Origin of the sequence: Streptococcus sp. SS-4456 (assembly GCF_036680365.1) — a bacterium.
Classification (GTDB): Bacteria; Bacillota; Bacilli; order Lactobacillales; family Streptococcaceae; genus Streptococcus.
Genome location: NZ_JAVIHI010000054.1, coordinates 1 through 11,598, shown reverse-complemented (window position 1 = coordinate 11,598; position 11,598 = coordinate 1). Strand labels below are relative to the sequence as shown.

The 11,598-nt window shown below is 41.0% G+C and carries 14 protein-coding genes; 11 read left to right on the top strand and 3 right to left on the bottom strand.

Annotated features, from left to right (window positions below; all coding sequences use genetic code 11):
* The 3 genes from RFK25_RS10625 to RFK25_RS10615 form a co-directional block, all read right to left on the bottom strand.
* On the bottom strand, window positions 1-1,081 hold a 1,081-nt coding region (locus RFK25_RS10625), incomplete at its 3' end, for a DUF2800 domain-containing protein (protein WP_332413382.1).
* Window positions 1,074-1,397, bottom strand: coding sequence for a hypothetical protein (locus RFK25_RS10620; protein WP_332413381.1), 324 nt, complete (start codon window positions 1,395-1,397; stop codon window positions 1,074-1,076). The genes RFK25_RS10625 and RFK25_RS10620, both read right to left, overlap by 8 nt.
* Window positions 1,372-1,506 (bottom strand): hypothetical protein, encoded by a 135-nt coding sequence (locus tag RFK25_RS10615; protein WP_256797823.1) that lies wholly within the window; start codon window positions 1,504-1,506, stop codon window positions 1,372-1,374. The genes RFK25_RS10620 and RFK25_RS10615 overlap by 26 nt, the downstream gene beginning before the upstream one ends.
* A 277-nt stretch (window positions 1,507-1,783) precedes the next feature.
* Here RFK25_RS10615 and RFK25_RS10610 point away from each other — a divergent pair, with 277 nt between their 5' ends.
* The 11 genes from RFK25_RS10610 to RFK25_RS10560 all read left to right on the top strand — a co-directional run.
* Window positions 1,784-4,069 (top strand): phage/plasmid primase, P4 family, encoded by a 2,286-nt coding sequence (locus RFK25_RS10610; RefSeq protein WP_332413377.1) that lies wholly within the window; start codon window positions 1,784-1,786, stop codon window positions 4,067-4,069.
* Between the two features lie 284 nt (window positions 4,070-4,353).
* The gene (locus tag RFK25_RS10605; RefSeq protein ID WP_332413375.1) at window positions 4,354-4,635 is read left to right on the top strand and encodes a VRR-NUC domain-containing protein; all 282 of its coding nucleotides are present in this window, start codon (window positions 4,354-4,356) and stop codon (window positions 4,633-4,635) included.
* Window positions 4,616-5,992: a DEAD/DEAH box helicase gene (locus RFK25_RS10600; protein WP_332413374.1), complete on the top strand. Its 1,377-nt coding sequence runs from the start codon at window positions 4,616-4,618 to the stop codon at window positions 5,990-5,992. The genes RFK25_RS10605 and RFK25_RS10600 overlap by 20 nt, the downstream gene beginning before the upstream one ends.
* Window positions 5,985-6,488, top strand: coding sequence for a hypothetical protein (locus tag RFK25_RS10595; RefSeq protein ID WP_029188723.1), 504 nt, complete (start codon window positions 5,985-5,987; stop codon window positions 6,486-6,488). The genes RFK25_RS10600 and RFK25_RS10595 overlap by 8 nt, the downstream gene beginning before the upstream one ends.
* A gap of 185 nt (window positions 6,489-6,673) precedes the next feature.
* Window positions 6,674-6,901 (top strand): DUF7678 domain-containing protein, encoded by a 228-nt coding sequence (locus RFK25_RS10590; RefSeq protein WP_029188724.1) that lies wholly within the window; start codon window positions 6,674-6,676, stop codon window positions 6,899-6,901.
* A gap of 88 nt (window positions 6,902-6,989) precedes the next feature.
* Window positions 6,990-7,172 carry a DUF6900 domain-containing protein gene (locus RFK25_RS10585; RefSeq protein WP_029188725.1) on the top strand — a complete coding sequence of 61 codons (183 nt, stop codon included), beginning with the start codon at window positions 6,990-6,992 and terminating at the stop codon, window positions 7,170-7,172.
* A gap of 48 nt (window positions 7,173-7,220) precedes the next feature.
* Entirely contained in the window at window positions 7,221-8,258 is a 1,038-nt protein-coding gene (gene metK, locus RFK25_RS10580) for a methionine adenosyltransferase (RefSeq protein ID WP_332413372.1), read from the top strand.
* Between the two features lies 1 nt (window position 8,259).
* Window positions 8,260-8,625 carry an HNH endonuclease gene (locus RFK25_RS10575; RefSeq protein WP_332413371.1) on the top strand — a complete coding sequence of 122 codons (366 nt, stop codon included), beginning with the start codon at window positions 8,260-8,262 and terminating at the stop codon, window positions 8,623-8,625.
* A 299-nt stretch (window positions 8,626-8,924) separates the two neighbouring features.
* On the top strand, window positions 8,925-9,386 hold the full coding sequence (locus RFK25_RS10570; RefSeq protein ID WP_018374779.1) for a hypothetical protein: 462 nt from the start codon (window positions 8,925-8,927) through the stop codon (window positions 9,384-9,386).
* Entirely contained in the window at window positions 9,358-10,614 is a 1,257-nt protein-coding gene (locus tag RFK25_RS10565; RefSeq protein ID WP_332413368.1) for a site-specific DNA-methyltransferase, read from the top strand. The genes RFK25_RS10570 and RFK25_RS10565 overlap by 29 nt, the downstream gene beginning before the upstream one ends.
* The coding region (locus tag RFK25_RS10560; protein WP_332413366.1) for a DNA cytosine methyltransferase at window positions 10,611-11,598 on the top strand (988 nt) is incomplete at its 3' end. The genes RFK25_RS10565 and RFK25_RS10560, both read left to right, overlap by 4 nt.

Genomic DNA, 11,598 nt, shown 5'->3' with positions numbered 1-11,598 from the left:
GACGGCTATCGTCAATTGGAACGAGTGTTGGTTTACCACTTAGTTTTATGATAAGACCACCAAGCAGGTCATTAAAGGTTTTCTTGCCAAGTAACTTAGTCATGGCAGTGATAGTGAGCAGTTTCTTCTCATAAGGGTCATAGCCTGCTTCAATCACTGCTTGGCTAACGGCTGACTCATCTGAGAATTTACGAACAGAGCGACCTTCAACCAGTTTGTATCCTGGGATACGCTGTCCGTCTGTTGCTTGATTTAAAGCATAAGTTTTGATGTCGTTTGCCCATGAAATCAACAGGTCTAGTTTAGGTAAAATCTCTGCAATGTCCTCGTTATCAAGGGAAGCTGGATCCGCAAACTCCATCTTGGCTAGTGCCAAATTATCCTCAGCACGTTTGCGACAGACATTCTTAAGCTTACAGAATTGGCAGTGTTTACCAGATTGCATCTCCCCCTCACCCTTGAATGCAAGTTCAGCTTTTGGAGTGAGTACATTTTCAGCCCATTCAAGCAACTCAGCTTTTTCCATCTCAAAGGTAGAAATGTTATGTTTTCGTGGCTGGAAGATTGTCATGGTAACTTTATCAAAATCATAAAGTCCATCAAACATCTCAAGTGCTCCAAGTGCATAACACATCATTTGTGGGTTATAGTCTGAATCAACTAGAACACCAAGTCCGTGCTTATAATCAATAACCTGAAGAAGTCCGTCTGCCACGATGAGGCAATCCCCAGTTCCAAAGCCTTCAGGTACCCACTTAGAAAAATCCAGTCGTTGTTCTATAAGAACTGTAGGGTCACGGGAGTAACCTCTAGCTTTCTCAACTTGTTCCATAACATAGTCGCGATATTCTTCTGCACATTCCTGCATCTCATCGTTGTAGAATGTTAAATCTTCAGTTGGATCACGCGCATTCCTACCCAAGGCTTTCTCAACTAGATAAGCACACAACTCGTGAGCATCAGTGCCTTCGAGAGCAAAATCAGATGTTGTGTCTGGCAGATCTTCGGTGAGACGAGCAGATGGTGGGCAATTTAACCAACGATGTGATGCAGATGCGGATAGAATGGCGTGGTTAGTCATTACCAATTCCTCCAGCTTCTTCAAGTACTGCCGCAAAGTGTTTTGGGTCAAGTGCTAAGAGTGAAGAAGCACCGTAAGCATTTAGAAGAGCACGAACCTCGTTCTTATAGCCATCTTTTGCTTTCGTGGCAAGTACAGCGCGGACATCCTCCAATTGAATTTCCTTTCTTGGTTCTGGTTTAGATTGATCAGGTTTTGTTACCGTTTCTTCCTCAGAAGAGACGAGTTTCTTGAATTCATCTACCAATCGAAGGTAGTACTTTGCGGTTTCTTCCATATCATGAATCAGTCTATTCAGTTCTTTCATTTTGCTCATTGTTTTCTTCCTCCATAATTTTCCGAGCGAGTAGCTTTGAGATAACGCTGATGGCTATGAGTGTATCTGCTACATCATCATCAGGTTCGATGTATGGTTCGTTTGCCATATTGGGTCCTCCTATCTTACTAAGTAAGGTTTCGAATGATTTTTCCGTTTTGTAAGCAATATTTTTATCCCTTACATCTTACTAAGTAGATTTAAGAGATGTTTTTCCGCTTCTCACTATAATTTTTTGAACATAAAAAAGTTTCCTGTGCATTTAATAGGAAACTTTTATTTTTCTAAAAAAATTTTCGGAAGTGCGGAAAATCATCTCTGTTTCTTACTTAGTAAGGTAGGAAGCAAGTTTCCTAATTTAAAAACTAAAGACGGAGGCATATCAAATGAAATTTACCCTATCTCATTCTGGACAGACAGGAATACAAACAACTACGGTCTATCCAAATATGGTAACTATCACTAATAAAGCTATCTTACAAAACGTAGCTCAATTCGACCATGTGGCAGCTCTTTTTGTACAAAATACTCGCTCCAATGCCAACTTTATCAAGTCAGATGTGTTAGTCATGGATATTGATAATGATCACACAGAAAATCCTGAGGAATGGCTTACCGAGGAATTCCTGAAAGACATCTTTGCGGATTACAATTTTGCCTTGGTCACCAGTAGAAGTCATTTGAAGGCTAAAGGTGGCAAAGCACCTCGACCGAAGTTTCACATCTATTTTCAGATTGAAGAGGTAGCGGATAAAGACATCTATGTAGCAATGAAGGAAGAACTCTGTAATCAATACAAGTTTTTTGATGATAATGCCAAGGATGCGGCACGATTCTTCTTTGGAAATCCAAATGCACAGGTTATATGGCATGATTCTTGGCTAACTATTGATGAAGATTTGTTTCAAGCTGTTTCTATTGAAGACGAGGAAGATTTCGATGCAGATTTCTATACGCCACCAAATGGTCCAATCCAGCAAGGGAGTCGTAATTCAACAATGTCAGTTTTTGCTGCGAAAATTCTAAAACGTTTAGGTGTAACCCAAGAAGCAAGGGATGGCTTTGATGAGCAGGCACAGAAGTGTGTACCGCCACTTGATAAAGCAGAGTTAGATACCATTTGGGGTAGTGCTGTGCGATTCTACAACAGAACTATAAAAACATCAAAAGGCTACGTGGCTCCAGATGCTTTTAATCGAGGCTCCTTGAAACCAGATGATTACTCTGATGTTGGTGAAGCGGGAGTTCTTGCAAGAGAGTATGCGAACAGGCTCGCTTATACCAATGCAACGGACTATCTTTACTATGACGGAACTCACTGGCGTGAGAATAAGCAGTTGGCATTAGGTGCAGTTGTGCACTTTACTGATGAACAACTTGCTGAATCGAATGCACTCTTGGAATCTGCAGATAAGCAACTTCAGTCTTCAGGTATTGATGAATTAACCATAAAGGCTGGAGGAAGGCGTCTAGAAAATGCAGTCGAAACTCCACTTCAATTGAAATATTTAAAAGCTTATCTAGCAGCTAAGGAGTTCCATAAATTTGTTATGAAACATCGTGACTATAAGAATTTGATGGCTGTCTATAATACAGCTAAACCAATGCTTTCAGTAGAATTGTCAGAATTAGATAGTGATGACTTATTACTCAATACCCCAGAGGCTACCTATGATTTACGAAAAGGAATAAATGGTCAACAAGAACACAATCCTGAAAATTACATAACAAAAATAACCGCAGTCTCTCCTAGTGATCTGGGAATGGGATTATGGCAGGAAACGTTAGCTACCTTTTTCTGTAATGACCAAGAATTAATTGATTATGTTCAAGAAATTATTGGTATGGCAGCTATCGGTAAGGTCTATCAGGAACACATGATTATTGCCTATGGAGGCGGAGCGAACGGCAAGTCTACTTTTTGGAATACCATCGCTCGTGTGCTAGGTAGCTATTCAGGTAAATTATCTGCAGATGCCTTAACCATGTCAAACAAGCGAAATGTCAGTCCAGAGCTTGCGGAGCTTAAAGGGAAACGTTTGGTTATTGCTTCTGAAATGGCTGAGGGTATGCGACTCAATACAGCCGTTGTGAAGCAGATTACCTCAACGGATGAAATCCAAGCTGAGAAAAAGTACAAGGATCCTTTTCACTTCGTGCCGTCACACACGCTGGTTCTTTACACAAACCATCTACCCAAAGTAGGAGCGAACGATGATGGAACTTGGCGACGTTTGGTTGTTATCCCGTTTAACGCCAAAATCACTGGTCGCTCTGACATCAAAAACTTTGCGGATTATCTGTACGACAATGCAGCACCAGCAATCATGTCTTGGATTATAGAAGGTGCAGAAAAAGCCATCAAAGCGAACTTCAAAACAAAAGTACCAACTGCCGTATCAGCTTCCGTCAAAGCTTACCGAGAAGCCAATGACTGGTTGGGACATTTTCTTAGCGATTGTTGTCAAGTTGGTGATCAGTTGTCAGAAAAATCAGGAGAACTATACAGTCAGTATCGTGCCTATTGCGCCAAAAACATGGAGTATACACGCAGTACAACCGATTTTTATTCTGCACTTGAGCAGGCAGGGTTTAAACGAAAACGGACAAGTAAAGGGAACCACATTCTTGGTTTGAAATTGGTAGAGGATGGTTATGATTTCTTTGATTAATGACCAGCATTTTTAGTCAACAGATCTCCACAATAGAGGTATTTGATTATTTTAGGTGTGTAAGTCGTTGACTGAAAGGTTGGAACTTATTTTGAATGAGGTTTCAGATAGATGATTAAAACGACCAGCATGAGTGACATTTTTTGATTTTGTGTAGGTCTATTATGGTCTTTTCTAAAACTATCCTATAAGCAAAAATTACTATAAAAAAAGCCTATAAGAGGAGTTTTGGAAATGACTGCACTAGACCTACACACTTCAATTTGACGAAAGGATTTAGAACGATGAGAGAAAAGTACGTTGAGCAAGCTTTGGTGAAGTCTGTGAAAGCTCGAGGAGGTATTTGTCCTAAATGGGTATCGCCCTCTTTTTCTGGTGTTCCAGATCGTTTGGTGTTTTTACCCAAGGGCAAGTTTGGCTTGGTGGAAGTAAAGGCTCCTGACCAAAAACCAAGGGAGTTACAAGTGTCAAGGCATAAACTGTTCGAGCGATTAGGCTTTAAGGTCTATGTCATTGACCGCATTGAGATGATTGGAGAAGTGCTAGATGCAATTGAAACTACATGATTATCAGGAAGTCACCAAGGACTTCATCATTAGGACACCCTATGCGGCAGTCATCCTAGACATGGGGATGGGAAAGACAGCTACAACCTTGTCTGCAGTAAATGAGCTGATGTTTGACCGATTTGAAGTCACAAAGGTTTTGGTTATTGCTCCACTTCGAGTCGCAAATACAGTATGGAGTGATGAGATTGAGCAATGGGCGGAGTTGCGTCACCTACGTTATTCGAAAATAGTTGGTACTTCCAAGCAACGAAAAGTAGCTCTTCAGAAAGATGCGGACATCTATATTGTCAATCGTGAAAATCTCCCTTGGCTGGTGGAACAATGCAGTCCCTATTTCAAGTGGGATATGGTAGTGATTGATGAATTGAGTTCTTTCAAGTCTTGGCAGTCCAAACGTTTCAAAGCTTTCATGGCTATGCGTCCTTACATGAAACGTATTGTTGGGTTGACTGGAACACCAAGTTCAAACGGACTAATGGACTTGTTCGCAGAATTTAAAGTCATTGACGGAGGGGAACGTCTGGGTCGATTCATTGGTGAGTTTCGTAGTCGTTACTTTGAAGAGGGTCGGCGCAATGGAAACATTGTCTATGAATACATCCCCATGGATTATGCGGAGTGTCAAATTCAAGACAAGATTAGTGATATTACCATTTCTATGAAAGCCTTAGACTATCTGGATATGCCCGAATTAATTTCAACCAAGAAACTGGTTCGTATGACAGAAAAGGAAAAAGAAAAGTACAGTCAGTTTAAGAAAGAGTATGTATTATCCGAGTTTGATGGATTAGAAGTAACTGCTGCAAATGCTGCAAGCCTTACGAACAAGTTAGTTCAGTTATCCAATGGAGCCGTATATTCTGATGATCATGATGTTGTCAAAATCCATGATCAAAAGCTAGATGCTCTTGAAGATATCCTCGAATCCGCAAATGGAGAACCTATCTTAGTTGCCTATTGGTTCAAACATGATTTGACTCGGATTCTGGGTCGTTTAGAAAAACTCAAGGTAAAGAGTCGGGTGTTGAAAACAGAAGAAGATATTCGTGAATGGAATAAGGGTAATGTACCAGTTGGCTTACTTCATCCAGCAGGAGCAGGTCATGGTTTGAACCTTCAAAAAGGCGGTCACCACTTGGTCTGGTTTGGTTTAACATGGTCGTTGGAACTATACCAACAAACGAATGCACGGCTTTGGCGTCAGGGCCAGGAGGCTGAGACAGTTGTTATCCAACACATTGTGACTGAAGGAACGATTGATGAGGAAATCCTCAAAGCACTAGAAAACAAAGATGCACAACAAGAACGGCTGATTGAAGCTGTAAAAGCACAAGTAGGAGGGACAGATGGATAAGGTGGAATATATCGCTAAGAACTATCGTGACATGAAAATGAAGTTACAGTTAGTTCAAGAGAAATTGCTCAACTATCGACCTATCTCAGAGAATAGTGTGATTCAGTCACTGGTATTTGAGAAGTCAGAGCATGAAAAGGTCAAGAAAAGTAAAAACCACGGTCGTAGTGAGCTGATTTCCCTTAGTTTTAGAGAAAAACAAGAACAAGAAAATCAAGAGTACCTCAGTAGTTTGCTTAATACCTATTACTGCTTAAGAATGGATCTTTACTACTTTGAGTTCGTTATGGATCTAATACCTGAGGATTTGAAGCCATTAGCCAAGGATTTAATTTACTTAGGCAAGAGTTGGACTGAACTAGAAGAGATTTATGAAATCAGTCATTCAACACTTGCTTATCGTAGGCGTAAGATTCTAAAACAATTACGCAAGTGTTATCGTTGGACTTCAAAAAGTCTTGAACTTAAGGTGGAAGATTATCACATCCCTATCTAGTGATGGCCGATTGCACTAAATTGGTACTAAATTAGCACTAAATTGGTACTGTTTTAGTACTGATTTTCAACCTAGACCTGTGATATACTTAAGATGTCAAAAAAGATAAAAATCCCCCTTAAATGACTGGATATTCTTAGGCTGATAGGGTAATATACACCTAGAAAAACCAAAGGAGAAAAACCGTGTGGACAGAAGGACGGATTGATTATCAAGGACAAAAAGTGGATTACATTGCTAAGGTTAGTCCCCAATCTTCAGAAGTTGGAATTGACCTTGGATGTATTTTCAAGTTAGATATTGAAGTAGCTGAAGAAACAATCGTTTCTTACGACAGAGGATGGGAAATCTATCCAGATACAGAAGAACGTGAAGCCATTCTTGAGGCGGTTTTGTTTGATTTAACTGTTTAAAATATCTTTAAATTAATGCAGAAATGACTGGATATATCTCCTTTTTAGAGTTAATATGTACACAACAAAAGAAGAGGAGAACAATACCATGACAAAACGCCAAAGAGAAAAACTCAATGCCCTTTTAACAGAGATTGCTAAAGAAGAACTACTAGTTGAAACTTTGGAAAAACGATGGAGCGACAACCTCGATTTCTACGATGTTTCGGTTTGGGGAATCAAAAGAGCATTGGAGAGAGCCTACGAAGCAGGCCGACAATCAGTAAAATAAACCAAAGCCTAGCCTCATGAAGGTTGGGCTTTTTTGCGTGGAGGAATTATGATTATTTCTAGTGAACAAGTTTCAGTTGGACACCCAGATAAAATCTGTGATCAGATTTCAGATGCCATTTTGACGGAGTGTCTAAGGTATGACAAATCAAGTCGAGTGGCAATTGAGACCTTAATCAAGGATAACCAAGTTGTGGTAGCTGGTGAAATTTCAACTAGACATTACTTTAATCTCGAGAACATTGTTCGTCAGGTTGTCGAGCCACTTGGTATGAAGAATGTTCGGGTAACTAACCTACTTGGACTCCAAAGCTCCGATATTGCACAAGGAGTAGAAAATGGAGGTGCTGGTGACCAAGGAATGATGTTTGGATATGCGACTGATGAAACACCTGAGTACCTGCCACTTCCTTATGTTCTAGCAACCCGAGTCCTTGAGAAACTGATGTCACTTGGTCATCCCTTACTTGGAAAGGATGCTAAGGCACAGATCTCCTACGACTATGAGAAGAAACGGATTGATACCTTCTTAGTTTCCGTCCAACATGCAGAAACAGCAGACCTTGCCAAAGTGAAACGAATTGTGACTGAAGCTATGATGTCAGTAGCACTTCGTTACCGTCAGAATCTAGATTTCAAAGTTCTAGTCAATCCAACTGGACGTTTTGTTCTTGGTGGCTCATTTGCGGATGCAGGAGTTACTGGTAGAAAGATTGTGGCTGATACCTACGGTGGTTTCGCACATCATGGTGGCGGTGCTTTCTCTGGAAAAGACCCAAGCAAGGTTGACCGCTCAGCCGCATACATGGCACGAAAGATTGCAAAGGATATTGTTCGAGAAGGGTATGCGAAACGATGTGAAGTACAATTAGCCTATGCCATTGGAGTTGCAGAACCTGTATCGGTGTATGTAGAAACCTTTGGAACCAGTCGCTACACCACAAAACAACTGGAAGGAATGATTCGTGAACGCTACGAATTGACCCCACAAGGTATCATTAAGGAACTTCATCTCTTGAATGTAGACTACACCAAAACATCTTGCTTCGGGCATTTCACGAAAGCAAATCTTCCTTGGGAGAAGTAAAATGCCAAGAAGACCAAGTACACCTTGTAAACAAAATGGTTGCCCTAACCTAGTACCTTATGGTCACAAGTATTGTGACAACCATAAAGCAAACTACCAACTGGATACCAAGTCAACCAAAGCCAAAGGATACAATGCCCAGTGGAACAAAGCACGACTTCGTTACTTAAAAGTTCATCCAATCTGTGTTCAATGTAAAGTCAAAGGTCGATTGACCAAGGCAATAGTGGTTGACCATATCACACCTCACAGAGGTGACCAAGAACTCTTTTGGAATCAATCTAACTGGCAAGCACTTTGTAAGTCTTGTCATGACAGGAAGACCAAGACGACTGACCGATATGTGGAGTATACGTATCGATTTTAATCTTGGAGTTTCGTTACAAAAGTATCCAATTTTTAACCCTATGGGGGAGGGGTGGATGAAATCTCTAAACCCTTGGGAGACTAAGACCGACGCCCCCTCAAACGTGCAATTTCGCAAAATTCGCAAGCGGGTACATTTAAATCGCTCAATTATTACGTTCGTTCCCACCGTTATCACGTTTCTAATGTGGGGATGTAGCGTTCCCTAGTATGTCATTTTGGTAATAAAATAGTGAAAAAGGCTAGAAACAATGTAGAAAATAGTTGTTTTTAGTCCTTTTTTGCTGGAAAGGAAAACAAATGGACGAAAGTCAACGCAAACAAATCTGGAAAATGCGAGCAGAAGGTCTTGGCTATGGCTTAATCGGTAAGGCTACAGGACTATCTAGAGATTCTGTTAAAAAATACTGTAAACGAAATCCAGCATTGCTTGGTCATGGAGCGGCGACAAAGCAGATGGCAAAAGCCGACCAGAATGACGGACTCCGTTGCCCCCAGTGTTATCAAGCACTGAAAATTCATAAAATAGGAAGACCAAAGAAGTTCTGTTCGGATAAGTGTCGTAAGGTTTGGTGGACAACACATTCTAACGAACACGATAAATCAAAAACCGCATATGAAGATTTGACTTGCCAGCAATGTGGCAGGTCATTTTTATCTTATGCCAATCCAAATAGAAAATTTTGTAGCCATTCGTGTTACATCCAATCACGCTTTTATAAAGGAGAAACCAATGACAAGTCAACCAACAATGGAAATTAGAGAGATTCGATTATCTGAACTACACCCAGCCTCCTACAATCCTCGAAAAAAACTCAAAAAGGGTGACAAGGAGTATGAAAAGATTAAGCAAAGCCTACTCAAGTTTGGTTACGTTGACCCCATCATCGTCAATAAAGACTTGACGGTAATTGGTGGCCATCAACGATTAACTGTATTGAAAGACTTAGACTATGAAACTGCCAAATGTGTCATTGTCAATTTATCCAAGGAAGATGAAAAGGCACTGAACATTGCCCTTAACAAAATCACAGGTCAATGGGATGACCAGCTTTTGGCGGACTTGCTTTTGGATTTACAGGAATCGGATTTCAATCTCGACCTGACTGGTTTTGAACCACCAGAAATTGATGACATCCTATCAAATGTCCATGATAAAGACCTATCAGATGATGACTTTGATGTAGAAGAGGAATTAAATAAACCCACCTTTTCAAAACGAGGGGACATTTGGCAACTTGGTAAACATCGAGTGATTTGTGGAGACTCTACAAAAGCCAAAACATATGGCCAACTGTTAGGTGATAAAAAGGCAAATTTGGTTGTGACAGATCCTCCCTATAATGTTGACGTGGAAGAAACAGCTGGAAAGATTCTCAATGATAATATGCCAGATAGTGAATTTTACCAGTTTCTTTTTGACATGTTCACTCAGGTAGAAAAACATATAGAATCTGATGCCTCTATCTATGTATTCCATGCGGATACAGAAGGATTGAACTTCCGTAAGGCATTTAAGGATGCTGGTTTTTATCTCAGTGGGTGCTGCATTTGGAAGAAGAACTCATTAGTGCTTGGACGTAGTCCCTACCAGTGGCAACATGAACCATGTCTCTTTGGCTGGAAACAAAAGGGAAAACATCAATGGTTCAGTGACCGTAAACAAACAACCATTTGGGAATATGACCGTCCAATATCTAGTAAAGACCACCCAACAATGAAACCAATTCCGCTCATGGCCTATCCTATTCAAAATTCATCCATGCGTGGGACAATTGTTCTTGATCCATTCCTTGGTTCTGGTTCGACCCTAATGGCCGCAGACCAAACTGGAAGGGTTTGTTACGGCATTGAGTTGGATGTGAAGTTTGTGGATGTCATTGTCAAACGTTATATAGAGTCGACAGGAAATGACAACGTGACGGTATTGCGTGATGGACAGACTTTGACCTTTGATGAAGCCTATTCAATGATGGAGGGGACGGTATGAGCCTAACCTTTCTTGATTTCTTTGCAGGAGTGGGTGGTTTTCGTCGTGGTTTGGAATTAGCTGGTTTCAAATGTATCGGTTACTGTGAAAAGGATAAATTTGCAAGAAAATCTTATGAAGCAATGTACGACACGAAAGGAGAATGGTTTCATGACGACATCACAAGCATTGACCCAACACAACTTCCAAAAGCAGATCTCTGGTGTGCGGGAAGCCCTTGTCAAAATGTGTCTATCGCAGGAAAGCGAGCAGGCCTATACGGTGAACGAAGTGGACTCTTTTTTACATTTGTTGACATCATCCAAAGCCAAGAGGAAGAAGATAAACCCGAGTGGATACTCCTTGAAAATGTTAAGGGACTTTTATCAAGTGGCGGGGGACGAGATTATCTCGACTATCTCTCTATCCTGGATGAAGCAGGGTACGACCTTGAGTGGCAAGTGTTCAATTCAAAAGACTACGGAGTTCCCCAAAATCGAGAACGCATCTACACTATCGGACATCTTAGAAGTAGAGGTCGACGAAAAGTACTACCTATCAGCGGAGAAAGCGGTAGCCATCTTAAGCAACTTGTAGGTGGTATGCAAAGCTATCGTGTCTACGACCCTAGTGGAATTGCCACAACCCTTGTTGGTGCGGGTGGTGGACTGGGAGCTAAGACTGGTCTTTATTTGATTGACCAATCTTTGACAGAACCAAAGTTGACAGATGAGGCACGTTGTATCACTGCACGATATACTGCTGGAGCTACAAAGCGGACGGCTATGAATTCTGGAGTACTCGAAATTCAACCTATTCTGACACCCAATCGAATCAATAAGCGTCAAAATGGACGTAGGCTCAAGGAACAGGATGAGCCAATGTTCACATTGACCTCTCAAGACCGCCATGGCGTTCTTGAAGGTATCAAGGTCAGAAATGGTACAAAGCAAGGTTATCAAGTTGCTGAGGTAGGTGATTCAGTGGATTTATCTTATCCCAACT